Source organism: Pristimantibacillus sp. Z349TD_6 (genome assembly GCF_056173205.1).
In genome coordinates this window covers 3,368,409-3,395,192 of sequence record NZ_CM149662.1, presented here as the reverse complement: position 1 = coordinate 3,395,192, position 26,784 = coordinate 3,368,409, and the positions used below count along the sequence as shown (strand labels likewise).

The window sequence follows — 26,784 nt, the reverse complement described above, 5'->3', positions numbered from 1 at the left end:
GTATTAGTTATTAGGCACTGGCGAATAACGCGAAATCCGCGCACCCAGCCTAGACAGCATCGTTTCGATTTTTTCGTAGCCTCGATCGATGTGATGAATTTGCTCAACGACCGTCCTTCCTTGCGCTGCTAAACCAGCTATGACAAGGGCGGCGCCTGCTCTCAAATCCGTTGCTTCCACCGTCGCTCCATAAAGCCTTGGCACGCCGCGAATGAATGCCGCATTCATGTCTACGCGAATGTCTGCACCCATACGTGACAGTTCATCCACATGCTTTAATCTGCCTTCAAAAATCGTTTCTTTCAATACGCTCACACCATCTGCAAGCGTAAGCAGCACCATAACCTGAGACTGCAAATCGGTAGGAAAAGCCGGGTATGGAGAGGTTACGATTCTTTCAACCGCTCTAGGCCTTGTTGCACTGCCAACTTTAATTATATCATCGTCGACAACAATTTGAACACCTGCCCGGCGCAGAACATGAATCAAGGAAGATAAATGGGCTGGCTGCGTATTTTGGAGCGTGACTTGACCGCGTGTTGCAGCGGCGGCTACCATGATGGTCCCTGCTACAATACGATCCGGAATCACTTTATAACGACAAGGTGTTAGCGACTGTACCCCATCTATCGTTATCGTGTCGGTTCCGGCTCCCATTATTTTAGCGCCCATCGCATTTAAAAAGCCTTGCAAGTCTTGAATTTCCGGTTCCCTTGCAGCATTGCTAATTGTGGTTCGGCCTTCTGCCAAAGCAGCAGCCATCATAATATTCTCTGTTGCGCCGACACTTGGAAAGCTTAAGTGAATATCCGCTCCCCTTAGTTTCTCGGCACGGCATATGATCCGGTTACCCAATTCTTCTATTTCTGCACCCAGAGCCTGAAGACCTTCTAAATGAAGATCAATTTTCCGCTCACCGATTGCACATCCACCTGGTTGATAAACCTGAGTTTCCCCAAATCTAGCAAGCAAAGGCCCCATTAAAAAAATAGAAGATCGCATCTGTCTCATTAACGATTCCGGCACGTGGGATGTATGTGCAGTCTCAGTGTCCAGCACCACAGTTCCTCCCGTATGCTCGGCGCGGCATCCTAATTCGCGCAAAATGTTCAGCATGACATCGATATCCAGCAAATCAGGCACATGATCTATCGTTGTTGTGCCTTCGGCCAATAGACTGGCAGCCAGAATCGGCAAAGCGGCATTTTTCGCTCCTTGGATAACTATGGTTCCTGAGAGAGGTTTCCCACCTTCAATCACCAATTTGTCCAATGTATCACCTCCGAATTACCGCTCACCCACCACCAATACTTCCGGCACTAACAGGATGCCATAGCGGTCCTGAACAGTGCTTTTTATATGAGTCATGAGGGCGAGAACGTCTTCAGCTGTTGCTTTCCCGGTATTCACAATAAAATTGGCGTGCTGCTTCGATACTTGCGCTCCTCCGAGGCTTTCACCCTTTAATCCAGCCTCTTGAATGAGTCTAGCGGCATAATCATTAGGCGGATTGCGAAATACGCTGCCTGCACAGGCAAGCTGCAAAGGCTGCGTTCTCAATCTTCTCTCTTTGTAGGAGGCCATCCTAGCGAGTACTTCCTGCCTATCCCCTTCTGCCAGCTCAAAGGCGGCTTCAATGACAATGCCCTTTTGCTCGTGAAGTAGGGAATGGCGGTAAGCGAAGTTCATAGCTTCACGATCGTAGCGAACCAATTCTCCTGTTTCCAGTACAATATCAGCTGACTTAAAAATACGTGACACATCTGATCCATGCGCGCCAGCATTCATATAAACGGCTCCGCCTACCGTACCTGGGATTCCCCCCGCGAATTCAAGTCCGGTCAGACCTTGTTTCCCAGCCATGACTGATAGCTTAATTAAAGAATATGAAGCACCGGCTATTGCTGTCGATCCTTCAAAACGCAAGTAATCGAGCCCTCTGTGCGGTTTTATTACAACGCCGCGAATCCCTTTATCACTTACCAGCATGTTCGAGCCTCTGCCTAAATTAGTCCAGGGTATTTGATGTTTTTGCACCAAACGTACCGCGGATACCAATTCGTCTTTGCTACTAGGGAGGATTAAAATATCAGCGAGACCGCCGATTTTCCAGGTTGTATAGTTCGATAGCGGTTCGTTGTACAAAACTTCGCCAAGATTAGCTTGTTCCAATTCCGCTTTAAAAGCTTCCATTTGTTGAACCTCCCAAAGGTTTTGCGCAGCAAAACCTACTTCGTAAGCAATCGCTTCGGTTTTGCGCAGCAAAACCTACTTCGTAAGCAATCGCTTCGGTTTTGCGCAGCAAAACCTACTTCGTAAGCAAATGCTAAGGTTTTGCGCAGCAAAACCTACTCCTTAAGCACATGCCTGGCGTGTAAGAAGAAAAAGAAATTCCCCTTCAGCAGCCTGAATCGCTGCTGCCGGTTTTTCTGTTGTAATCACCGCTCCTTTCGGGTGACGGTCACGAATATAGTGTATCTTATGCCCATATAGGCTCTTGTGTGACAATGGCCTATATCGAGCCAACTGGCTCACTAATTGGTCTGTGCTGCAGAGCAGTCCTCAAAGCTGGTTGCCGTTTTAGCGAATTAACTGTTTCTTTCAAAAAAAAGTGTATTCAATATCTCTTCATATTAAATGAGCAAATTTTCCTGTAAACAACAATATCCGGCTTGGATAGTTGCAGCTGCTGTTATGCAACCTGCAGCTATCCAAGCCGGACGTTTATTGTTTTTTTCGACTAAGCCTCTGCTGGTTATTGCCCTAGGCATGAAGCCTCACCTCGAATAACGAGATATGTTCAACAAAATCCCCAGTGCAGTTAAGAGAAGCGTCAGGGATGAACCCCCATAGCTAACAAGCGGCAGCGTAATTCCCGTAACGGGCATCATGCCAATGACGACACCAATATTAATCAATACTTGTACACCGATAATGCCTGTAATGCCGACTGCCAGCAAGCTTCCGAATGTATCCGTAGCTGCAATAGCAGCGCGTATCCCCCGCCAGATGACAACTAGAAATAATAGTATAAGAGTAACTCCGCCGATGAAGCCAAGCTCTTCCGCTAAAATCGAGAATATAAAATCGGTTTGCGGCTCAGGCAAATAACTGAACTTCTGTCGGCTCATACCTAGACCGAGCCCAACAAGTCCACCTGGTCCGATCGCATATAAGGATTGAATAATTTGATAGCCGCCTCCGAGCGGGTCTGCCCATGGATCAAGAAAATTCGTTATTCGCTTTAATCGGTATGGCGCAGCGATAATAAGGCCAACAAAACCTGCGACACCGATGAGCGCCAAGCCGCCTAAATGAGATAATCTAGCGCCAGCAGTAAAAATTAAAATTAAAGAGGCGCCAACCATCACCGCTCCTGTACCTAGATCAGGCTGCAGCATAATGAGTCCGAAGGCTAGTCCAACAAGCCCTAGCGGCGGCATAAGCCCTTTTGTGAACTGCGTAATCGTTTGCTGCTTCTCAGAGAGCCATTTTGCTAAAAATAATATCATCGCCAGCTTCATAAATTCAGAAGGCTGAATACCGAAGGAGCTAATGCCAAGCCAGCTGCGTGCGCCGCCGCGAACGACGCCGACACCAGGGATCAGCACGAGCAGTAGAAGGCCGAAGCAAACCAATAAAGCCATTGGCGCCCACTTTTTCCAAACCGTATAATGCGTATTCATTGTAAACAACAACGCGCCTATACCGAGTCCAGCAAATAGCACCTGACGCTTTACATAGTAAAAACGATCACCGAATTCATGAAAAGCAAGCACTGCGCTAGCGCTGTACACCATAATCAACCCGATAGCGAGAATGAGCCCAATTGCAGTCAGCATCCAAATATCCGGGGCAGAACGCGCTTTGGCCATAGCGAACACACCTCTTAGCATGGGAAAGTAGGGACATGCCCCCTACTTACAAGGTATGCGCCGAATCTTTAAAAATGCGCCCTCTTTGCTCATACGATGTAAACATATCCCAGCTTGCACATGCCGGCGACAATAAAACGATATCACCTGGCTCTGCGATAGCTGCAGCTTGTTTCACCGCTTGCTGAAGGACGGACTCGGCGTCCTCACTAGGTTCGACGATTTCCACCTTAGCTAAACCTGCCAGCTCTGCTACACGGGAGAGCTTTTCTCTCGTTTCTCCTAAAGCAACAAGACCTTTTAAGCGATCGCGGAATAAAGGAACAAGCTCCATATAGTCAGAGCCGCGGTCAAGTCCTCCAGCTACTAGAACGATCGGTGCGGATAACGAGCGAACGGACATCATCGTTGCAACCGGGTTTGTCGCTTTCGAATCATTATAATATTTGACACCATTTGCTTCACGGACGAACTCCAGGCGGTGCTCCACGCCTCTAAACAACTGCAGCGGTTCTACAAGACGCTCTGGTGCAACTCCAGCAGCCAAACAAGCCGCAATAGCAGCAAGCGCGTTAGCGGCGTTGTGGCGGCCTGGTATGCCTAGCTCTGAAACGGGTAAAATGTTAATTTCCGAGTCCTCAGACTGGCGGAATACAATTTGTCTATCCACAGCGGCTTCATCGTTTTGTGCGTCACCATTGTCCCGCTCATATGGAGGATCAATGTAAATGCCCGCATCCAGTCGCTCATATATAGAGAAAGGCAGCAGCTGTGCGATAAGAAACTCCGAAAGCGCGCGGCATTCCGGGTCATCCCAGTTGACGACAGCAACATCATCTTCCGTTTGGTTATCAAAAAGTTTTGCTTTTGAATTGACGTAGTCATCCATATCGCCGTGATAATCCAAATGCGTCTCTGCAATGTTAAGCAAGAGCGCAATATGCGGACGGAACTCGCTTGTTCCTTTCAATTGAAAGCTGCTTAGCTCAGCAACGATCAATTGATCAGGCGTCGCTTCCAAGGCTGCTTCACATAGAGGACGACCGATATTGCCTGCCACGATGGGATTCAAGCCAGCTGCGCTTAATATTTCGCCGATCCAAGTCGTCGTTGTTGTTTTGCCGTTTGAGCCTGTAATGCCTATTATGGGTGCAGGAGAAAGCCAATACGCAGCTTCTACCTCCGTAATGACCTCAACGCCAAGCTCCTCCGCCCTCTGCACTGGAGTAGACGTATATGGGATACCAGGGTTTTTGATAAGGAGCGCTGTTTCTTCTGTAATTAGGTCATCTGGATGATAACCGCATAGCACAGAAATGCCCAAAGCAGTCAATTCGTCCGCTTCGGGGCATAATTCACGTTCCTTCATGTCGTTCACTACAACTTCTGCGCCTAATTGATGAAATACTTTTGCGACGCTTACCCCGCTTCTAGCCAAGCCTAAGACGACAACTCGGCGGCCTTCATAAGATGCCGGATGATTCATAACTGACAGTCCCTTCTATGTATGCATAAAGCGGCTCTTAATCAAATAAAAGCCGCTTTTTCGTAAGCTTTATCTCTATAGTATAACAAATAGTAAACCAATTGCTGCAAACACGATGCCTACAAACCAAAACACAGTAACAACCTTCCATTCGGACCAACCAACGAGCTCGAAATGATGGTGAATGGGACTCATTTTGAAAATACGCTTCCCTCTAAGCTTGAAGGAGCCTACTTGTAATATAACAGAAAGCATCTCAAGTACAAAAACACCACCGATTACGATAAGGAGCAGCTCCGTTTTGGTCAAAATTGCGACGGCTGCAATACCGCCTCCTATGCCTAGCGAGCCCATATCTCCCATAAACACTTTTGCTGGATGTGCGTTGAATACTAGAAAACCTAAAACAGCGCCTACCATAGCTGCCGAGAATACTGCTGATTCATGAGCTGACGTTTGTAGAGCAACTACAGTAAAGGCACCAAATGCGATGGCACTCGTCCCAGCCAGCAGACCGTCAAGACCATCGGTGAAATTAACTGAATTGCTTGCTGCAAAAAGAATGATGACGACAAGCGGATAATAAAACCAGCCCAAATCAATTCCCCAGCCTGTACCAGGCACTGATATTTCGGTGCTGTGCCCCATATTATAGAGCATTGCACACACGATTATAGAAAATAGAAGTTGACCAAAAAGCTTTTGTCTTGCCGTTAGTCCCAAAGAACGTTTAAATACAATTTTGATGTAATCATCCAAAAAGCCGACAAGACCAAATCCAAGCGATGCGGTCAGCAGCACCCAAAATTCAGCCGTTTTATCAGAAAACTTCAGGAACGCGATCATTAGGGCGACCATAATGATAATGCCGCCCATCGTTGGCGTACCGCTTTTTTTCAAATGGCTTTGCGGACCTTCCATACGAATCTGCTGCCCAAACTTTAAGCGGCGGAGCACTGGAATGAACAATGGTCCGAGTAGAACCGCTAGCAGGAATGAAGCGCCAATCGAAAATAAAATGACCATCATATCCATTTCCTCACCCCACTTCCAATGCTTGGACAATCTGTTCCATCTGCATGCCGCGTGAACCTTTTATGAGCACGATGTCCGTTGGCTGCATTTGCTCCCTCAGCCACAGCGTCAGCTCGTTTTTATCTTCGAAATGTTTAATCACATCATTCGCGCCTGCGTTAGGAAATTGCGACTTCACGCCCTCAGCAATATGTTTTGCCAAAGGTCCGAAGGTAAGAACCGCATCCGCCTTGCTTGGCGTTATATATGCACCTACTTCAAAATGAAGCGTCTGCTCCTCTGGCCCGAGCTCTAGCATATCGCCAAGCACGATCCATTTGCGGCTATAGCCGTCCAGTTGCTCTACCAGATCTATCGCCGCGCGAACGGCAGTCGGATTAGCATTATAAGCATCGTTTAATAACATAGTGCCATTAAACGCGCGAACAGGCTGAATGCGCATGCCTGTCAGCTTAAGATGGCTTAGACCTTCAACAATTTTTGCAGCTGGAACTCCAAAGAAGCGGCCAATCGCTATTGCAGCGAGCGCATTGCTGACATTATGCTGCCCTGGAACAGGAATTCGAACAGTTCCGAGACCACTGGCAGTTCCATTATAAATAGCAGTGAAGGTCGTCGCTTCCGATTCAATGCTGATGTCAGATGCTGACCATTCATTCTGCTTCGATAACCCAAATGTACGGCGAACAATGCCTGCTGGAAGTATTGAACGCTCAAGCTCTGCTTCAAGAAGTGGTTCATCGCCATTGTATAGCAGTAAACCATCCTCGCTGAGCCCGAGTGCTATTTCAAGCTTTGCCTTCGCAATACCGGCTCTTGAGCCGAGCTGGAGCATATGCGCGTCACCGATATTTGTAATAATAGCGGCATCAGGCTGTGCGATCTTGGTCAGCAGCTCGATCTCGCCGAAGCCGCTCATTCCCATCTCGAGCACAGCTACTTCCGTGTCCTCTTCAAGCCTCAGCACCGTCAGAGGCAAGCCGATATGATTGTTCAAATTCCCTTCAGTCTTAAGCACTTTATAAGAAGTGCCGAGAATAGCAGCTGCCATATCCTTTGTCGTTGTTTTGCCATTGCTGCCTGTAATGCCAACAACACGAGTGACAAGTTCACTCCGATAAGCTGTTGCTAGGCGCTGTAATGCAACCAGCGTATCCCCAACAATAAGAAGCGGCACTCCCTCTAGAGATGCTGGAACCTCGCGGCCTTTCTGCCAAAGCGCAGCAACCGCTCCATTTGCAATAGCTTGCTCCAAATAGGCATGCCCGTCAAAATGCTCGCCTACGATCGGAACGAACAACTGGCCCGCAGCAGCTTGCCGCGAGTCAGTTGTTACTCCTGTTATGTTAAGCTCTGCATGATTTCCATTCCATCTAGCGCCGCTCATTTCGGCAATTTGTTTAATAGTACGTTTAATCACTGTATGATTCCCCTTATCGCTGCTTTCGCTACTTTTCGATCGTCAAATGGATATTTGACTCCGTTAATATCTTGGTAGGTTTCATGACCTTTCCCCGCAATCAATACTACATCGCCGAGGCTTGCCATTTCAACCGCTTTTTCAATTGCTTCCTTGCGATCAACGATTAATGTATAAAATGAAGGATCAATCCTGCTGCTTATTAATCCAGCTTCAATATCCTTTAATATGGACTCAGGCGGCTCCGAACGTGGGTTATCCGATGTTATGATAGCGTAATCCGCGTATTTCACTGCAATATTCCCCATTAGCGGCCGCTTGGAGCGATCACGGTCACCGCCGCAGCCAAATACACATATAATCCGATTTTCTGCAAATTGTTGAATCGCTCTGAGTACATTTTCAAGCCCATCAGGTGTGTGGGCATAATCTACAATTACCGCAAAATCCTGTCCCGCATTAACCGCTTCAACCCGTCCGGGTACGCCGGGAATTTTGCTTAGACTGTGTGCAATCGCCTCTAGCTCCACGCCTTCAAGTAGTACAGCGCTTATGGCGGCAAGCGCGTTGTATACGTTGAACTTCCCAGCCATTTGCAGTGTGATGTCTTGCTCGCCTCTGAATGTGACAACATGAAAGGTCGTACCCTGTGCAGTTATTCGAATATTCGTTGCCTGAACGTCTGCCTCTTTATCAATAGCATAGGTGATAACCTCTGCTGCTGTGAGCTCGGCATACTCTGCGGATAAAGCATCGTCTGCATTAAGAACCGCATAAGATCTTTCGTTTTCCGCAGATGCATACACATTGCCAAGTCGCGAGAAGAACAATCCCTTTACCGCGGCGTATCGACTCATCGTTTCATGATAATCCAAGTGGTCCTGCGTCAAATTAGTAAATACTGCCGTTCGGAATCTGCTGCCCTTCACCCGGCCTTGCTCGAGAGCATGGGAGGACACTTCAATTGCACAATATTGCGTGCCCGCATCACGCATCTCCCCGAGATAGCTTTGAAGCTGCAGTGTTTGAGGCGTCGTACTGGTCATAGGGAACGATTTTCCCGCATATCGACGTTCAATCGTACCGATCACGCCGGTAGGCTTACTCTGGTCATTTAGAATTTGCTCTATCAAATAAGTTGTTGTCGTCTTCCCATTCGTCCCCGTTACACCGATAAGCTTCAGGGTTTGACTAGGCTGTCTATAATAATAATTAGCAATTACAGCCATGGCAAGGCGGCAATCTCTTACAATAATTTGCGGCACCAACAGGTCTAGCTTTCGTTCCGCTATTAGTGCTGCTGCTCCGGCGGCAACCGCCTCTGAAGCAAACGCGTGACCATCAACGGTGTGGCCTCTCAAGCAAATAAACAATTGCCCTTCAATTACGCTTCGTGAATCCGTCTCAATGCCAGTCAGTTCCGTTTCCCCATCGCCTATCAGCCGTGAGGCTATAAGCAATTCCGCAACATCCTTTAATCGCATCTGCCCAGCTCCTCCCTTAAGCGCCGACGGACAAACTCCCCCCGCCTGCTGCACCCTCGTTAACTACCATTATAGTCAATGCGAGTGGGATATATTATCTTCTTCTCCCAAATAGATCCGAATCGTTGATCCGCGATCTACACGGGTTCCAGCAGCTGGAGCTTGGCGTATGACCGTTTTCCCAGAACCTGCGGAAGTCAGATTAAAATTCATATTCATATCCTCATACAAATCCGACACTGTTTTGCCAATCAAGTTCGGAACTGTAACAATAGGTGTTTCTCCATACTTATAAATACGGTCGATCTGCTTCTCACGAGCCGGAACTTCCAGAATGGCGAGCGCGTCCTCCAGCATATTGCGAACGATCGGCGCTGCAACGACTCCGCCGAACTGAATTCCTTGCGGATTATCAACCGCTACATAAATGACGATCTTCGGATCATCTGCCGGAGCAAAGCCAACAAAAGATACAATATGCTCATTAGGGGAATAACGTCCGTTAATAACCTTTTGAGCAGTACCCGTCTTGCCGCCTACGCGATACCCATCAATAAAGGCATTGCGGCCTGTTCCTTTGGCTACGACGCTCTCAAGCGCTTCACGCACCTGCTTGGACGTTTCCTCCGAAATAACCTTTCTAACCGCAACCGATTCTACCGTTTCTACGGTCGCTCCCGTCTCCGGGTTTATCCATGCTTTTGCTACATGGGGTTTATACAGCGTTCCGCCGTTAATTGCTGCGGAAACAGCTGTTATTTGCTGAATTGGTGTAACGGAGACCCCTTGACCAAAAGCCGTAGTGGCAAGTTCCACCGGACCGACCTGACTAAGCTTGAATAAGATCCCATTTTCTTCGCCGCCAATATCGATGCCCGTTTTCGTCCCGAAGCCAAAATTCTTAATGTAATCAAACAGTTTGTCCTTGCCCAGCCTCTGACCAAGCGTTACAAAGCCGGGGTTACAGGAGTTTTCAACAACCTCAAGGAAAGTCTGACTGCCATGTCCGCCTTTTTTCCAGCAGCGAAGTCTAGCACCGCCCACCTCAATAGCACCTGGATCAAAAAAACGTTCGTTTTTCAAATCAACCTTTTTTTCTTCAAGGGCTGCAGCAAGCGTAATTATTTTAAAGGTAGAGCCTGGCTCGTATGTCATCCAAATAGGAAGATTTCGATTATAAACCTCAGTTGGAACCTCTCGATACTTGTCTGGCTCGTAAGTAGGTCTGCTCGCCATGCCTAAAATTTCACCGTTATTCGGATCCATCGCAATCGCGATTATACCATTAGGCTGTAAATTCGTCATCGCTTGATCAAGCTCACGTTCCATAACCGTCTGAATTTGCTTATCGATCGTAAGCTGCATCGTAAGCCCGTCCTTAGGTTCCACGTAGGTGTCCGAAGAATTAGGCATTTGTCTGCCCGCTGCATCTGACAAGAAGGATACGCTGCCTCCGATACCGCTTAACTCTGTATTATATTTTGCTTCTACACCGGTTAAGCCTTGATTGTCGATCCCCGTAAAACCTAGCACATGCGCCGCTAAACTGCCGAAGGGATAAAATCGTTTGTTGTCTTCAGCTACAACGATGCCATCAAGACCCAGCTCTCGTATTTGTTCAGCTTTATCAATCGTAATTTTTCGCCCGCCTGGGCCAAGCTTAACGATCAACGCTCGTGTTTTAATTTTTTTATAGAGCGTTTCTTGCGACATGTCGAGCAAAGGGGCAAGCGCTGCTGCTGCAGCCTGTTGATCCTTGATTTGGACAGGAATCGCATACACGGTAGGTGAGCTTACGTTGTAGGCGAGCTGAATACCGTTGCGATCAACGATTTCACCTCGCTTGGCTACGTATGGGATGTTGCGTCTCCATGAATCCTCTGCTTTATCCGCCAGCTGCTCACCTTGCCATAGTTGTACAAAGCTAAGTCTCACACATAATGCTAGGAATGACACCCCGGCAAGTATGAGCACGATAAATAAACGTCGCCTAACCGTTACATTAGATACCTTCACCGCTTGTTCCCCCTCCGCTTGACTGTTTCGAAAGGAGCGCTCAATTGCGCTCATTCCCAGATTATTCGGGACAAGCGGACGATAGAACAAGCTTTAAGCAACATCGTATTAGTTCCTTGAAAATTCGGTATATGGATCACTCAGGAGCAGCGTTCCCATTACTGCTTGTATTGGAATTAGCAGCCTGATCCCCATTTGAAGTTGTCTGACTATCGGTAGTTCCACCGCTCGTGCCAGCTTCACCTTCTTTACCGGTCTCACTACCCTTATCGCCGCCTTCTTTCGCATCAGGGTTTGTTTCCGCATTGCCGGATTGGCCTTCTTTGCCTGTCGGAGGAGCAAGTACAACTTTGAGCACTCTTACTTTATTCAATGTCTCTTCCTTCTGAGATACAACAAACCCTTGCCCCTCCGGAATGAGCCGAATGCCGATAAGAGAGGTTAATTCAAGAGCATCCCGCAGCGAAACCCCAGTCAGATCAGGGATAGCCAGCTTTTCACGCTGCTCTGTTATTAAATATATTCGCTGCGTCGGGTGTACGGCTGAACCTGGAGCAGGTATTTGCTGCAGCACCGTTTTACCATTTCCGATTAAATCAAATGTCATGGCCTTCGCTGTTAATTCTGCTTTCGCTTGTTGCACTTTAAGCTCTGTTAAATCTGGAACCGTTATTGTCGCTTCCTTCTTCGAGTTTGCAGAACCAGCCGGATAGTTAGGCGCTACTCCCATTTTTCGCAAGCTTTTGAGAACGATTTGTTTAAAAGCTGGAGCAGCGATCTTTCCTCCTGATGCAAAAGTAGTATTCGGCTCATCTACGACGACATAAACGACGATTTTCGGATTATCAACCGGCGCATAGCCAATAAACGAAACAACATATTTGGAATCGGAATAGCCGCTTTTTCCATTAACCGTAGTAACCTTTTGAGCGGTTCCAGTTTTACCTGCTACACGGTAACCCTCGATATAAGCGTTTTTACCGGAGCCTTTATCCTGATCCGATACAACCTGCTCCAAATACTCACCGACTTTTTTAGAGGTTTCCTCTGATATCACTTGACGAACCATCTTCGGTTCGAAAGTCGTCGTCGTTTTGGTCGACGGATCTGTCATGCTTTTTACGATTTGTGGTTGAAACAGCTTTCCGCCGTTAGCTACTGCCGCGACAGCTGCAACCTGTTGTATAGGCGTAACCGTAACTACCCCTTGTCCAAAGGTAGCATTCGCAATCTCACTCGGGTACTTAAAGTTAATCGTACCGCTTAGTTCATTCCCAAGCTTAATGCCTGTTTTTTGTCCAAATCCAAAATTCGTGTAATATTCTCTCAGCTTCTGTTCCCCTAGTCTCTCATAACCAAGCTTGACGAAGGCAACGTTACTTGAATATTTCAAGCCATCCAAAAATGAAATGGTTCCCCATCCCTCTCGCTTAATATCACGGATTGGATTAGGTACACCTTTCAGTTTAATTTGACCTGATTTGTATAATTCATCTGGATTAAACAAACCTTCTTCAACCGCTGAAGCCAGCGTTACAATTTTGAAGGTTGAGCCGGGCTCATATAAAGACTTAATCGCATGATTGTAAGAGTTCGAGTTGTTTTTCCAATATTCATTCGGATTATATTGCGGCATGTTTGCCATGGCCAATATTTCCATCGTATTTGGATCAGCCGCAATTGCTGTAGCACTCTTAGGAGAATAGGTTTTCATAATTTCCTGCAGCGCTTCCTCCACATAATGCTGAATTTCGTTATCGATCGTCAGCTGTACATATTGTCCATCTTTGGCTGGTTTGTAGTCTACTTCACCCTCCGTGAGCTGAACGCGTTTTCCGTCCTTCTCATACTTGATATAGCCGTCCTCGCCAGAGAGCTGCTCATTGAACGAAGCTTCAACGCCAGTCATGGCGACTCCCTCTTTATCCAAATAACCGACAAGCTGTGCAGCTAGAGAATTTTTAGGATAATACCGTTTTAAATTTTCTTGCAAATCGATGCCGACGCTATATACCTCCTTTTCTTTGGCTAAATCTTCACGGAACTGTTTAATTTTATCGGCATGTGCTTTGTCAATTTGCCAGCCTCCGCTTCGCACCTCCCGATATACATAGAAATTCCCGTCCTCTTTTTTGGCAGTTACATTTTTTCGGAGCTCTTCCTTAGAAGTGCCAAGGATGTCATGCAAGCCATTAATAATTTCTTCTGCAAGTTCCTGATCGTCAATCAACTTCGGATTTAATGTCACATTATAAGCGATCGTATCCATTGCCAGAACACTCCCGTTACGATCGGCGATCGTGCCACGCTTGGCCAGCATCTTTTCTTCTGTTGACCATCTTTCCTTTGCAAGTCCATACCATTTGGCGCCTTCTACTACTTGCACAATATAAATTCGGCTTATTAAAACAAGAAAAAGGAGGGTCATTACCCCTCCAAACAATAGTGTCCGCAATCTAATTCTTTTTTTCATCATCGCTCACCCTATTCACTCATTGCTGATTTTATCGCGTCGTCACCTGTATTTACGGTAATTCCACTCTCAATAGAGCTAACCATCCCTTGGGTCTCTGCAAGCTTGCGTATACGTTCTGAATCACTGAGCATCTCTACTTGTTTCTTCAAGTCTTCCATCTCTACATTCATCGTCTGGTATTCGCTATTCAACTTTTTAATTTCGAGGCTCATGTCATAGATTTGCGCGTAGCGTAAAATAATGACACCAGCAACTACAACGCACATTAATACAGTAAACATATACAACAACTTCTCCTGAACCGGTAAGGATTTACGAGTTTTAACAAGCCGCTTCGTTTCCTTGATAACCGGTTGCTGATCCTGCTTTCGCTTAGGCTGCAGCGCTAAATTGCCATTCACATACGCCAATTCAAATCCCCCTCTTACAATTTTTCTGCAACTCTAAGCTTTGCCGACCTTGCACGCGGGTTGAGCTCTAGCTCTCTCTCTGAAGGTACGATCGGCTTACGATTGACTAATTTCACTTTCCCAGCATTGCCGCATACACATAACGGAAAATCGGGCGGGCATGTACATTTCTCCACAAACTTTGCAAACAATTGCTTGCATATACGATCTTCAAGCGAATGAAAAGTGATCACCGATGCTCTGCCGCCAGGGGCTAAACAGCGAATCGTTTGTTCCAAAGCTTCTTCTTCTGCTCCCAGCTCATCGTTTACTGCGATACGAAGCGCTTGGAAGGAGCGTTTGGCGGGATGTCCGCCTGTGCGCCTAGTTGCAGCAGGAATCGATATTTTTATCAATTCAGCTAATTCACCAGTCTTCTCAATGGGCGCCTTTTCTCGTGCCTTCACAATATTTCTAGCGATGGACCGAGCGAATTTCTCTTCACCATAACGATCCAAAATGCGGGATATATCACGTTCGTCCCAAGTATTGACGATTTCATGAGCGGTTAGATCACCCTCGCGATCCATGCGCATGTCGAGCGGGGCATCATGGTTATAGCTGAAGCCGCGCTCAGCTTCGTCTAACTGCGGACTGGATACGCCAAGGTCGAACAATATGCCATCGACTTGCGGAACGCCATCCAGCATAGGAACGTTGCAATTTCTGAGCTCCTGCTCCAAATCGCGGAAGTTGCTTCTTACGAGTGTAACCTTATCTAAATAAGGAGCAAGCCTAACACGAGCATTTTCCAGCGCCCAGTCATCTTGATCGAAAGCGATTAACCGTCCTCCTTCGCCTAACCGGGAGGCTATTAATTCGCTGTGACCTGCACCCCCAAGCGTACAATCGACGTAGATGCCATCTGGCTTAATAGCCAAACCGTCAACCGCTTCTTCTAAAAGTACTGTAATATGCTGAAACACGCCTAAGCCCTCCATTCTTGTTGTCTATTCTAGAAGTTGAAATCGAAATCAACGAGCTTTTCGGCGATTTCGTTAAAGGTTTGTTCGGATTGTTCGTAATAACCGTCCCAAGTCTGCTTGCTCCAAATTTCCACGCGACTAGAAACGCCGAGCACCATGCAATCCTTGTCCAGCTTCGCATATTCGCGAAGATGGCTAGGTATATTTACCCTTCCCTGTTTATCCAGCTCACATTCGGTTGCTCCGGAAAAGAAAAACCGGGTAAATGCACGCGCATCTGATTTCATAAGAGGCAATGTTTTCAGCTTTTGCTCCAAAACGGTCCACTCACTCATGGGATATACGAATAAGCAATTATCTAATCCACGGGTTGCAATAAACGAGGCTCCAAGCGATTCGCGGAATTTCGAAGGTATGATGATTCGGCCTTTCTCATCAATGCTATGTTGATATTCACCCATAAACATGACTTTGAACCACCCCTTCCCCTATTTCCACCACTTTGCCCCACTTTTCCCCACCTAGTAACAGTAGTTCGCCACCTAAAATAAAAATCCTGCTCAGTGAGCAGGATTTTCTAAAATATTTCACACTATTAAAGATTATTAATCATTACAGCGTTGGCGGCTGCTCTTCTTCAGGCTTGGATGGCTTCGGCGCCGTCTCTTTCCTTCTTCGAGAAAACCAAATGATTGGGACTAAAATAACAGCCAATATAGCTAATACAGGCAATGCACCTGCTAAAATAACTAACAATAGATTAATGGCGTCCCAAACTACTTTCGTGCTGTTAACTAGCGAGTCCGACATCCTGCCGCCTAAATGTGGTTTTTCGATACTTTTATTTTTTAGTGTTTGATTCGTTTGGTACATGCGCAGCTCCACCGTCGAGAAAGCTACATTATTATCCAAATAGCGAACTCTTCCTTTGATTCGTTCAATTTCCTCCTGCACACCTGAGAGCTGCTGTGAAAACTTTAACAGATCATCAGCCTTTGTCGCTTTATCCATCATGGTAAGCAGTCTAGCTTCAACAAGCTGCTTCGCTTTCAGCCTGGATTCAAGATCGACATATTCCTCAGATACGTCCTTGCCGCCGATATTGCGTTCAAATTCATTATGTTTAATTTGCTCAATCCGATCAATGAACGACATAAACCCTGCAGCGGGAACTTTAATCGTATAGCTTGATCCAATTTCTCCCTCGTGCTTCGTATCTTGAAATTGCAAAAGATAACCACCGCTTTGATGAATGGCATTGCGCAGCGAGGTTGCTGCAGAAGCTAGATCATCCACCTGCATACTTAGATTCGCTGTATAAATAATTTTCTGGTTGAATCCATCCGAGCCGATCGCCAGCTGAGCATCTATTCCCCCGCCTGATGCTTTGCTCTCGCCCGATCCCTCAGCAGTCGCTTCTTCCGCTTTAGCAGCATTGTCATTCAAGGTATAGCTCATCTCAGTTTCTACATTTCCAGAAGCTGTTGATGATAACATCTGTTCAGAAGCCGAGTTTTTAGAGCTGCTCGTATCCCCATCTGAGGAAGCGCATCCAACAAGCAGAACAACCAGAGAAACAATTGAAATAAATGCAAATATCCCTTTTTTATGTCTATACAAGAAAATACCCCCTTGCTTTTATTTACCTTTAGACGCAATCTGGGAATAAAAGGTTACAGCTTTGTCCATCAAAACCCGAACATCCGCCCGATCTAATCATTGATGCAAACGTATCAATTACTTCTTTTATTTCTACATAAAAAAAAAGCCGCGATTGCTCGCGGCTTCTTCAATGCTTTATTCTGTTTCTTTCCAGCTGTCCAAATATGCCGATTGCTCCGCAGTCAGCTGATCAATGCCAAAGCCTAGAGATTGCAGCTTCAGTCTCGCTACCTGCTCATCGAGCTCATAAGGAACATTGACTACTTTGCTGCCAATCGCTTTGTACTGCTCATTTACATATTTTAGTGCAACAGCTTGCAGTGAAAACGTCATATCCATAATTTCTGCAGGATGACCATCGCCAGCAGCCAAATTAACAAGGCGGCCTTCGGCCAGCAAGTAAATGCTGCGTCCATCCTCCAGCTTATATTCTTCAATGTTGCGGCGAACGGTCCGTACACTTGAAGATAATGCTGCAAGCTCTGGTTTGTTCGCTTCGACGTCAAAGTGGCCTGCGTTGGAAATGATCGCCCCGTCCTTCATCACCTTGTAATGCTCTCCGCGAATAACATCGCGATTCCCGGTAACCGTTACGAAAAACTCGCCAACCTTAGCCGCTTCAATCATCGGCATTACCGCGAAACCGTCCATATAAGCTTCGACCGCTTTAATCGCATCAATCTCAGTAACGACAACATTTGCGCCAAGACCTTTCGCACGCATGGCTACACCTTTTCCACACCAGCCATAACCGACAACAACGACAGTCTTGCCCGCAACCATCAAATTCGTTGTGCGATTAATACCGTCCCAAACGGATTGCCCTGTACCGTAGCGGTTATCAAAAAGATGCTTGCAATATGCATCGTTAACAGCGACCATAGGGAATTTCAGTGAACCGTCTTTCTCCATCGCTTTCAATCGAATAATGCCAGTCGTTGTTTCTTCCGCGCCGCCGCGCAGATTCTCGCCAAACTCCGGATGCTCCGAATTTAGAATCGTTGCAAGATCGCCGCCATCATCAATAATAAGATCAGGCTTCCACTCCAGCGCTTTAATATTAAGTGCCTTAAATTCCTCAGCACTTGGATTATATTTGGCAAATACAGTAATGCCATCCTCAACGAGAGCGGCACAAACATCATCTTGTGTTGATAACGGGTTGCTGCCTGTTATAGTAACATCAGCACCGCCCGCTTTAACAACCTTAGCCAAATAAGCGGTTTTCGCTTCCAAATGAAGAGCGATTGTAACTTTTAGTCCTTTAAAAGGCTGTTCCTTCTCAAATTGTTCGCGAATCGTATTCAATACCGGCATATGCGCAGCTACCCAATCAATTTTCAAACGGCCTTCAGGCGCCAATGATAGATCGGCTACGATGCTTTTATTTGCTGTACTCATTCCATTTGCCTCCTCATATTTCATAGATAAACGATTTCATGTCCACCAGTACGGCTATATGGCGCTTCAAGCAGCTTATCAAGCCAAATCAGGCTGTAACGATTCCAATAGGCTGCCATATTAAGCACTCGCTCTTGCGGCTTGTTCTGCGGGTTAATCGACAGGTGGATACGATCAAGCTGACGTGTGGATGCTTCAAATTGTTTGTTGAAGGCATCTACCGTTTTTGAGCCCATGTAGTTGATTTGCTCTACTATTTTTTGAAGATTTGTATCCCCAAGCTTAGAGAGCGATGGTTGAACGGAAGTTGCAAGCTCAAGAAGCGGTTTATATAGCTGCTCAAACGTATCTCTTGCTTCGGCAAACTGCTGTTCAATGGACAAGCCATCCTGTGCCTTCAGCCATTTCCCTTTGCTCTCTTCGAAATGTTCCATAACATCCTCAAAGGAAAGCTCATACTTATCCATGTGCTTGGCAACTGTTCCTTCAATTAAAGTATAAGACATACGCGGCACGATAATAGGCATTTCCATATTCAGCGTGCGGAATGCTTCTCCAGTTAAAGCCCAATAGGCAATTTCCCCAGGACCAAGCACAGTCGCAAGAACAGGGAATAAATAATCCTGCATAAGCGGCCGCGTCAGAACGTTATTGCTAAGCTGCTGAGGCTGCTCGTCAGCGATCCGAAGGAGCTGTTCCTCCGTTAGCGACACTTGCTCTTTACGGTCTTGGAATTTTCCATCCTTCTTGTGAAGAAGCGTTCTTTCTTCGCCGTTATCCGAGTTGAATAGAAAAAGATTCGAGCTGCCAGCCGTTACATCCGCCTGAAGACTGTAACCAAGCTCTCTCACTTTATCTGCCGCAGCAGCATAAGCATTCTCTAATTCATCGTTCTTCTCAATCAGCTTCCTGAACATAGGCGCTTCTATCCGACGAATATCCTCATGATCGCCATCCATTAATACTAAGCCGTGTTTCCCGAATAAATGACTCAAAATCATTGCAAAAAAATCTGATAATGATTTGGCCTGCTTCGACATTTGACGCAATTCCTCTAGCATCACAGGTTTAAACTCTGAATGCGGAAGCGATTGTTCAAGCTCAGCAAGCAGCACTTCCCATGTTTCTGCTGTAATCATCGTGCGGCTTACAGCTGTACGCGCACCTTCAGGACGCGCAACTGACAACTTGCGAAGCTCCTGCTCCGTTGTAATAACGTAGGCATGGTTCGCCTCATCCCAGTCATGATCTTCACCGGCTACCCAAAATACAGGAACAACCGTCCGCCCTAGCTGCTCACTTGCAGCTCTGGCAGCACCTATGATCGATACCGCTTTATGTATAACAAGCAGCGGACCTGTCCATAAACCAGCTTGCTGACCTCCAACCACGACCGGAGCCCCCTCTGCCATCGCAGAAATGGAAGCAAAAACTTCTGGATCAGCGTTAATCGCTTCATTGTAAGCACGAAGCGCTCGAGCTACTTGAGCTGCATCAGCTCTAACCTCTCCGCTTTGCTCCAAACGATTAAAGCGTTTTACCCAATCTTGATCAATTCCCGCATGATAGCCATATAAAGCTTCAATGCGGTCATCGTTTTGATGTATATAAGCCTCTGTCAAAGGCTGTGCAATAGGCAATGCATAAGTATCTGTTCTCATAGCGCAGCCCGTAACCTCCCGCTTAATAGTCGTTAGTACGACTTCATATTGTGAAACTGAACATTTTAATTGTACACAATGGTGAAGCCGTCCGTCAAAACAAAAACACCTCTGCTCGGGAGAGGCGTTTAGCAATTTATTATTTGAGTTAAGCAGTCAGAAACATTTTGCCGATGCCGATGCACATAAAAACTATGTACAGCACGCTCATCGTAAAAAAACTTAGCCGCCATATCGTCCGAAATATCTTTTTGGCATCCACTGCGCCGCGCTTGCGAAATTGGGCGTTTCCAAGCAATCCTCCGCCCAGCAGCATGAATAGCAATATGCCGTAAATCCCGAATCTGCTGTTAAACAACTCATCAAACAATACAGCAACGCAGCCAATTAATAAGGCTGTCGTAACATCCATTGCCAATCGGAACGCTTTCTTTCGATCCTGAATATATGCTCCATATCCAAACAAAATGATGGTGAAGGGTATGATTGGAATTACAGCCAAATAAGCGTATGCATGTTTGATGCTTTCCCAAATCATTTCCATCGGCCTTCACTCCTTCATAGTCGACTTAAGATTTAGTGCTTTAATCATCGTAACTATTGCTTGGTTTAACGGCGCTTGCAGCCCATTCTTCTCAGCCAGCTGTACGACCCCGCCATTAATGGCATCGATTTCTGTCGCTCTGCCAGCTCTTACGTCACTAAGCATGGAAGAAATATTGCTGCTGGTTTGCCTGCAAACCTTTATAATGAGCTCCCACCCATTCTCCGGCAAGCTCATTCCAGCCTGTATTAACACCAACTCGGTTTCCTCATACAGCGCTTGCATAAGCTTGACGCCGACAGGATGGAGCGGCAGCTGTCCATTCTCCACATCCAATATTGCCGTCAATGGATTAATGACTGCGTTAATAAGCAGCTTATTAAAAATTCGATTCTCCAAGTCTTTCGACAGAAAAGAGGTAAATCCTGCCGTTTCCAGCAAAGAAATCAACATTTTTTGCGAGTTATCGAGAGAATCATCTTGATTGCGCTCATTTTCTCCCCATTCACCCAGCCAAAGCTGCCCCTTCCCCGTATGCTCAACCGAACGAACATCGAGACGTTTCGCCCCCTCTGTCGTCACCGCTGCAAATAGCGGATAGGTAGGAAGTTTGCTTTTAATTCGCTCTAAATGTCCAATTCCATTTTGCATACATACGACTGCCACACGCTCTCCATCATAGCTGGCAAGAAGCGAAGCAAGCATATTTAGAAAAGCTTCATCCAAATCCGATTGTTTAACGCTCAGCAGCACCCAGCGATAGTCGGCATCCTGTTTTGTGACGTCATAACGTTCTCTATGTTCAGAAGCAGACCCGCTCCATAAACTTTTGATACGAATCGATTTCTCATTTGCTCCATCTAGCTCCTTAAGCCTAATGCCTTGATTAGCGAGCACATCAGCCTGTTCCTCACTGCGCGTCCAAATCGTAACATCCGCCCCTGTTTCTGCTAGCTTCGCTCCATAGAGCAGTCCTAACGAGCCCCCACCTACTACATCTATATGCACCTTATACTCCTTCCGACCAGCTGCGGCTCATCAATATATTAGCAAACATCGTATCAAATTTTCCGAAAATATTGCAACTGATACAAGTTTAGCCGACTAGACTCTTCTATAAAAAAAAGCGCAAAAGAAAAAGAAGCCAGCCAAATAATGGCCAGCTCCTCTTATTTACGCATTATAACCTATTCAATCCGTTCCAAATTTCCATTAGCATCCATCTTGAATCTCGGCTTAGCTTCATCGTCATTCGTCAAAACAGTAAGCCTTCTTGCACGATCCATAATTTGAATAAGTGTCTTGTAATCGTCGTTCACAGCACGGTAATCCGTTTGAACATTGTTAACCTCTTTGGACAATCTCTCATTCTGATCACGCAAACGGTATAGCTCTTCCTCTTTGTCTTTCAGTTCCTTCTCATACCATTTGAGTTGGCGGGTTAAATCCTGATAGGTCGTCTTCCATCCACGGAGAAAACGAATAACAGCATCTACCGATAAACTTTCCTCGATTGCACCACTCTCTTGCTTGAATCCACGTTCTTCCGTTTCAAAAACGGCAATCGATGAAACATGCGGCGTTGCGATAATCGTTTGTTTTTTTAAATAATTACGCTTCTGGCGCTGCTGCTTAGCGATTTGTATTGCATCCTCATACCTTTTGCGAACGCAACTGTTCCAGCGGAATCCGCATGCTGCGGATGTACGCCCAATTCGTTCGCCCACTTCTTCAAATGCTGCAAGCTGAGTACTACCTTCGCGAATATGGCGTAGTGTAACCTCGGCGAGAATTAAATCATCGTCCGGACTCCACGCATCTTGTCTAACTGCTGTCATGCAACAAAAACCTCCTAACGTAAAGGCGCTTACTTTATCTCTATGCCCTTGGTAGAGTTCATAGAATCTATTGGATACTAATTTGTATAACCAAATTTTCAATTACTCATACATGTTAGCTCTTATATTTGAGCAAACTATATCTAAGTAAGCGGGAGTTAATTAGATGCAAACAAAAAATTTGCGATTTCTTCACGTATTTTGGTTTACACTTATTACACCAAACGTTATAATGATCATTAGAAAATCGGGTCGCAGCGAAAGGGGGATGTTATCATGGCACGTATGTATCGGGTACTTGGCTTTTGGACCCTGGTAATCGGACTTATGGCTTTCGCAGGCCATATGACGGAATTTGCGCTATTGTTTTTTGCACAAGCCGTTGCTTTCGTATTTCTAGGCTACTTGAATTTCTCCGAAAGAACTTACATTGTAATGTTCTGGGGATATATGATCATTTCATTCGTGGGTTTCACGTATTGGTCGGTCTTCAAGATGGACTTGCCGTTCTAACAAAGGCGTCAGCGAAATACGCTAAGGCAAGCTTTAATCAAAGCCATGAAAGAACAGCCATTATTCTAAATGATAATGGTTCGTTATGCGCTTAAGGTAAGAACAAACAAGAGTACATATGAGTTCTTTTCCTTAAACAAAAAAGTGTCAGCCCCTTTAGGGCTGACACTTTTTTTGTATATCATTCATCCTTTTTCCAAAACCATCACCTTAAACGTCTCACTCATCTGATCGCTCAGCAGCAGCTGCCTAATCGCTCTATTCCTTCGCGCCTCTTTGCTGAAAGGGTCAGTGCTGTTGTGATTTTGAAGCATATCCATTACGCCGTGCTCAATTAAAAATTGTTTTTGTGTCATATAGCTTGCTACTTGAAATCCGCTTTCTTCAGCGGAATGATGTATAAAGGTAAAGGGGACATGTGAAGTGATATCCTGCTCCCCGATTCGACTATACGGATTGGTGTTCGTCTGATGACGCGAATAGCACATAAGTGTCCCAAGCATCCGGTGCTCCGCCGCATATTCCTCCGCTTTATGCCCATAATCAATAATGACGACACGTCCCCTAGTCATCACGGCACCAAGCTTATTAAGGAAATCGACTGCTCCAGCATGCACCTCCGTTTGCTGCCCTTCAAGCAATTGAATATGATCCCGATTAAGCCAATTTGCAATCCGAGTATCCGTAAGCGGCATTTGAACCTCAACGAAGCCACGCTCATCATGATATGCAACGCCTAACTCCATCAGCTCCCCATTCACGAGCTGCACGCGGTGTACAGGAAAAGCATCAAACAGCTCGTTTGCGAGCACGATCGATGGGTGCTTAAGCCAGGTTTCCCCCCAAGCCTCATTTGATGATGCAAGCAGCGGTTCTGCACCCGATAAGCTTATATTTGCAAAGGCATGCCGCGCTGCTTCAGCATGCGCAGGATGATCCTCAATTAGAATGGGATGCATTTTTCTTTTCCAATCCAAGTCTCGTCCACAACCTGCAGCAGCAATTTGAGCAGACAATCGCCCCGTTCCTGCTCCCCACTCCATCAGTTTAAGCGGTTTATCCACTAATGCCGCATAGTCCAGCGCATATTTCGCTAGAACTTCAGCAAGCACCTGCCCAATGCCTGAGCTCGTATAAAAATCACCCTCCTTGCCCACTCGAATTGGCCCTGAACGGTAATAACCATATTGCGGATCATATAGACATGCCTGCATATATTGAAAAAAAGAGATGCATTTGACTGAACTCCAGCCTCCATCTTCATCTACAAGCTTGCCATATGTTTTTGCATCTGCTATTTTTTCCGCAATTGAGGCTGCAAGCTCGTTTTCAATTATCATAAGGTTCATCCTTTTCCAATTGTAAGATATAATAGAATGGATTGCCGCATAAAATGAATGCTGAGGAGGGACGATGCCGTTGACATTGCCAGCCAGGCGCAATCGATTGTCTATCGCAGCCACTTCGATGCTACTCATCTTTTTGTTCCTGTTTCGGCTTCCCGCTTGGGCTGAGCCTCTGCCGGCTGATGAGGCGGATATGCATGCACTGCTTGAGAAAAGCTTGTCTGTCGTGGAAATCGATAAAGAAATCATCCGCATACAAGAACAGAAACAGCAGCTCATGCTGACGATGACGGACACGGAGAAGCAACTGCTCATACAAGAACAGCAAATAGCGGACAAGCAAGAAGAAGCAGGAAATGTGCTGCGCGCTTACTATATGGGAGAACGAGATTTTTTGCTTAGCGCTCTTTTATCGTTCGATTCATTATCGGAGTTGTTTCAAATGCTGGATTATGCCGAAATTATACTTACTCATGACAAGCATACCTTGAATACATATGTCGAGCAATACAAGAAAGTTAAAGTGGGTTATGAGAAGCTTGAAGCTAGGCAGAATGAGCTGAGTACGATTGAACAACAGCTCAAAACGCAGAGAGAGCGCGTAGTTGCGCTTGAGAAGCAGCTTGACGAGCAGCTAGCTGGCAGATCAGATGCCGATCGCATACGCATTTTGATGAAGGAGCTTACTTCTTACTGGGAAACAGCAGGAATAGCTGAAGTGAAACAATATTTCCGAGCACTCTCGAAGGCTATGCAGAAGCTGCCAAGCTGGGTACAAGAAAATAAGCAGCTGCTCGAAATAAAAGGTTTTCAATACACCATTCGAGTGCCCGAAGATGATTTAAATACATTCCTTCGTGAGCAAAATGATATCTTCAATTATTTCTCTTTTGAATTCATTGATGACAAGGTCATTGCTCAAGGAAAACGTGACAACATGGAAATAAAAATCAGCGGTCATTATACGATCGAAAATGATCCCAAAAACGCCATCCTATTTCATGTCGATGAACTCATATTTAATGGCTTCTCCCTTCCTGACACGACACGCAGTGCGCTCGAGAAGGAATTCGATCTCGGCTTTTATCCTGATTTAATCGTTTCGTTTCTTAAAGCGAATGCTGTTGAAATGAAAGACGGAGAACTGACCATCAAGCTCAGCCTGAAGTTATAGCTGCTGTCATCATTCATCTATTAAGCAAAAAAACAGCCGGCCATCATTGCAAAATGAGGCCGGCTGTTTTCATTTTACTCTAAAGCGGCAAGCGACTTCATATAATCAGCCAATTGAAAATTGCCATCGGAAAACATTCCCCATAACTTCTCCCTTTGACGCCATTTCTCAGGCCAAATGGGATCTGAAATCGGGAGATTTTCATCTGCGAGCTTAGTGTTCAGCGCATTCTTCCACCAAGCAGGCGGGATATGAATTTGATCGCTTTGAAGGGTGCTGTTAAACGAATATAATGAAGATCTTGCAGGTAAAAAGCCAAATCGGTCATAGGTCATCTGTTGATTCATTAATTCGGTCATTTCCCCAATCCAAAGCATCGCTTCCTCTTCTTCTTCGCTGTTGGAGGAAATCGCGTAGCTTCGTCCATTCAACCATGGATAATGGACTTGCTCACGATCAATCGTTAACTTCATTCGCAAATCCTCATTGAAACGCTCGTATTGATTCCACGGAATTACAGCTGCAAACAGATTATTATTTTGAAACTCCTCTGCTAATTGATTGATTGCATCCACATCGATTCTGCTCAAATTCACTTCCATTTGTTGAAACCATTCCAGCTGCTGAGTCTGCTGCTCACTCAGCGGAAGTATTTTCAACAAGTTGGCTGGTTTCGTTTGAAACGCGGCTAACCAAGTTAGCTGCTGCTGCAAATCGCCTGCACTCCAGTTTACAATACTCGCATGCGGATGAAGCTCGATCATTTTTGAAGCGGCGGCTTGAAAGGAAGCAAAGTCAGAAGGCGGCTCCTTCAGACCTGTCTCCTTAAGCAGTGCAGAGTTCCAAACGATGATATACGGGTTTAAGTCTTTTGGTACGCCCCATAAATAACCGTTCCATCTGAGCGAATCGAGCAATCCTGTCATTTGATCGGTGAGTGTATCACCTGTCATCATGCTGTCAGCAGGCTTTAGAAACCCTCGTACAGCAAATGATCTAACCCATCCATTATCTAACAGCATAATATCTGCGGCTTCTCTCTGCTGGCTCTGAAGCGTCCACAGATCGTATGCTCTTTCCTTATTCGGCTCATTTGAAAGCTCAACTTGAATATGAGGGTATTTCATCATAAAATTCCGGTTTAATTCCTGAAGCTGTTGATATTGCATGTTCGGCAAGGAAACGCTTACAGTAATGTCAGACAGCTGATCAACAACTAGAGTACCGGGAGCGGGTTGAACATTTGTTTTCCCGTCAGGTTTTCCAGTGCTTGCAGGGTTTGCATTTCGTGAGAATGGGATAAGTAATAATGCTGCTAACAGTAATGTGCCGAATAAAACCAGCACGTATTTTCTGGGAGTCACAGCCTTCTTCCTTTCATCCTTAAATCTACTAAAAATAGGATAACAATAATTTGTTTTTTTGTCCAAAAAACCTTCTATTTTTGCAAATAAAAAAAGCCCCTCTCCAGAGAGGGG

General features: G+C 45.8%; 22 protein-coding genes. 2 read left to right on the top strand and 20 right to left on the bottom strand.

Annotated elements, in window-relative coordinates:
• Window positions 1–3: 3 nt before the first annotated feature.
• From murA to AC0VYE_RS14355, 18 genes are all read right to left on the bottom strand, one after another.
• Window positions 4–1,272, bottom strand: coding sequence for a UDP-N-acetylglucosamine 1-carboxyvinyltransferase (murA, locus tag AC0VYE_RS14440; RefSeq protein WP_076268162.1), 1,269 nt, complete (start codon window positions 1,270–1,272; stop codon window positions 4–6).
• A 15-nt stretch (window positions 1,273–1,287) separates the two neighbouring features.
• Window positions 1,288–2,193, bottom strand: coding sequence for a UDP-N-acetylmuramate dehydrogenase (gene murB / locus AC0VYE_RS14435; RefSeq protein ID WP_475448813.1), 906 nt, complete (start codon window positions 2,191–2,193; stop codon window positions 1,288–1,290).
• 584 nt (window positions 2,194–2,777) lie between these two features.
• On the bottom strand, window positions 2,778–3,875 hold the full coding sequence (gene spoVE, locus AC0VYE_RS14430; RefSeq protein WP_076268160.1) for a stage V sporulation protein E: 1,098 nt from the start codon (window positions 3,873–3,875) through the stop codon (window positions 2,778–2,780).
• Window positions 3,876–3,921: 46 nt separating this feature from the next.
• Window positions 3,922–5,361 carry a UDP-N-acetylmuramoyl-L-alanine--D-glutamate ligase gene (murD, locus tag AC0VYE_RS14425; protein ID WP_475448811.1) on the bottom strand — a complete coding sequence of 480 codons (1,440 nt, stop codon included), beginning with the start codon at window positions 5,359–5,361 and terminating at the stop codon, window positions 3,922–3,924.
• A gap of 75 nt (window positions 5,362–5,436) precedes the next feature.
• Entirely contained in the window at window positions 5,437–6,396 is a 960-nt protein-coding gene (gene mraY / locus AC0VYE_RS14420) for a phospho-N-acetylmuramoyl-pentapeptide-transferase (protein ID WP_076268158.1), read from the bottom strand.
• A 4-nt stretch (window positions 6,397–6,400) separates the two neighbouring features.
• Complete coding sequence (locus AC0VYE_RS14415; protein ID WP_475448809.1) at window positions 6,401–7,816, bottom strand: UDP-N-acetylmuramoyl-tripeptide--D-alanyl-D-alanine ligase; 1,416 nt, start codon at window positions 7,814–7,816, stop codon at window positions 6,401–6,403.
• Window positions 7,813–9,300, bottom strand: a complete 1,488-nt coding sequence (locus AC0VYE_RS14410; protein WP_475448807.1) for a UDP-N-acetylmuramoyl-L-alanyl-D-glutamate--2,6-diaminopimelate ligase — start codon at window positions 9,298–9,300, stop codon at window positions 7,813–7,815. The genes AC0VYE_RS14415 and AC0VYE_RS14410 overlap by 4 nt, the downstream gene beginning before the upstream one ends.
• A 75-nt stretch (window positions 9,301–9,375) precedes the next feature.
• Window positions 9,376–11,316 carry a stage V sporulation protein D gene (locus tag AC0VYE_RS14405; protein WP_076268155.1) on the bottom strand — a complete coding sequence of 647 codons (1,941 nt, stop codon included), beginning with the start codon at window positions 11,314–11,316 and terminating at the stop codon, window positions 9,376–9,378.
• A gap of 136 nt (window positions 11,317–11,452) precedes the next feature.
• Window positions 11,453–13,744 (bottom strand): penicillin-binding transpeptidase domain-containing protein, encoded by a 2,292-nt coding sequence (locus AC0VYE_RS14400; RefSeq protein WP_475448805.1) that lies wholly within the window; start codon window positions 13,742–13,744, stop codon window positions 11,453–11,455.
• Window positions 13,745–13,800: 56 nt separating this feature from the next.
• Window positions 13,801–14,193: a cell division protein FtsL gene (gene ftsL, locus AC0VYE_RS14395; protein WP_256710903.1), complete on the bottom strand. Its 393-nt coding sequence runs from the start codon at window positions 14,191–14,193 to the stop codon at window positions 13,801–13,803.
• Window positions 14,194–14,216: 23 nt separating this feature from the next.
• A complete protein-coding gene (gene rsmH / locus AC0VYE_RS14390; protein ID WP_179089802.1) occupies window positions 14,217–15,167 on the bottom strand; it encodes a 16S rRNA (cytosine(1402)-N(4))-methyltransferase RsmH in 951 nt (316 codons plus the stop codon).
• A 29-nt stretch (window positions 15,168–15,196) separates the two neighbouring features.
• Window positions 15,197–15,634 carry a division/cell wall cluster transcriptional repressor MraZ gene (mraZ, locus tag AC0VYE_RS14385; RefSeq protein WP_076268151.1) on the bottom strand — a complete coding sequence of 146 codons (438 nt, stop codon included), beginning with the start codon at window positions 15,632–15,634 and terminating at the stop codon, window positions 15,197–15,199.
• A gap of 145 nt (window positions 15,635–15,779) precedes the next feature.
• Window positions 15,780–16,787, bottom strand: coding sequence for a DUF4349 domain-containing protein (locus AC0VYE_RS14380; protein WP_475448802.1), 1,008 nt, complete (start codon window positions 16,785–16,787; stop codon window positions 15,780–15,782).
• A 177-nt stretch (window positions 16,788–16,964) separates the two neighbouring features.
• Window positions 16,965–18,230 (bottom strand): adenosylhomocysteinase, encoded by a 1,266-nt coding sequence (locus tag AC0VYE_RS14375; RefSeq protein ID WP_475448801.1) that lies wholly within the window; start codon window positions 18,228–18,230, stop codon window positions 16,965–16,967.
• A 20-nt stretch (window positions 18,231–18,250) separates the two neighbouring features.
• Complete coding sequence (bshC, locus tag AC0VYE_RS14370; protein WP_475448799.1) at window positions 18,251–19,891, bottom strand: bacillithiol biosynthesis cysteine-adding enzyme BshC; 1,641 nt, start codon at window positions 19,889–19,891, stop codon at window positions 18,251–18,253.
• A 148-nt stretch (window positions 19,892–20,039) separates the two neighbouring features.
• A complete protein-coding gene (locus tag AC0VYE_RS14365) occupies window positions 20,040–20,435 on the bottom strand; it encodes a DUF3397 domain-containing protein (protein WP_339208710.1) in 396 nt (131 codons plus the stop codon).
• A 6-nt stretch (window positions 20,436–20,441) separates the two neighbouring features.
• On the bottom strand, window positions 20,442–21,443 hold the full coding sequence (locus tag AC0VYE_RS14360) for a ketopantoate reductase family protein (protein ID WP_076268146.1): 1,002 nt from the start codon (window positions 21,441–21,443) through the stop codon (window positions 20,442–20,444).
• A 179-nt stretch (window positions 21,444–21,622) separates the two neighbouring features.
• On the bottom strand, window positions 21,623–22,273 hold the full coding sequence (locus AC0VYE_RS14355; RefSeq protein ID WP_076268145.1) for an RsfA family transcriptional regulator: 651 nt from the start codon (window positions 22,271–22,273) through the stop codon (window positions 21,623–21,625).
• Between the two features lie 276 nt (window positions 22,274–22,549).
• On the opposite strand from AC0VYE_RS14355, the gene AC0VYE_RS14350 reads away from it, so the two are divergent.
• A complete protein-coding gene (locus AC0VYE_RS14350; protein WP_053375484.1) occupies window positions 22,550–22,786 on the top strand; it encodes a DUF2626 domain-containing protein in 237 nt (78 codons plus the stop codon).
• A gap of 185 nt (window positions 22,787–22,971) precedes the next feature.
• Here AC0VYE_RS14350 and AC0VYE_RS14345 read toward each other — a convergent pair whose 3' ends face one another.
• Window positions 22,972–24,126 (bottom strand): class I SAM-dependent methyltransferase, encoded by a 1,155-nt coding sequence (locus AC0VYE_RS14345; protein ID WP_475448796.1) that lies wholly within the window; start codon window positions 24,124–24,126, stop codon window positions 22,972–22,974.
• A gap of 73 nt (window positions 24,127–24,199) precedes the next feature.
• Here AC0VYE_RS14345 and AC0VYE_RS14340 point away from each other — a divergent pair, with 73 nt between their 5' ends.
• Window positions 24,200–25,306 (top strand): coiled-coil domain-containing protein, encoded by a 1,107-nt coding sequence (locus tag AC0VYE_RS14340; protein WP_475448794.1) that lies wholly within the window; start codon window positions 24,200–24,202, stop codon window positions 25,304–25,306.
• 74 nt (window positions 25,307–25,380) lie between these two features.
• Here the strand turns inward: AC0VYE_RS14340 and AC0VYE_RS14335 are convergent, their stop codons facing one another.
• The gene (locus AC0VYE_RS14335) at window positions 25,381–26,670 is read right to left on the bottom strand and encodes an extracellular solute-binding protein (RefSeq protein WP_475448792.1); all 1,290 of its coding nucleotides are present in this window, start codon (window positions 26,668–26,670) and stop codon (window positions 25,381–25,383) included.
• Window positions 26,671–26,784: the final 114 nt, after the last annotated feature.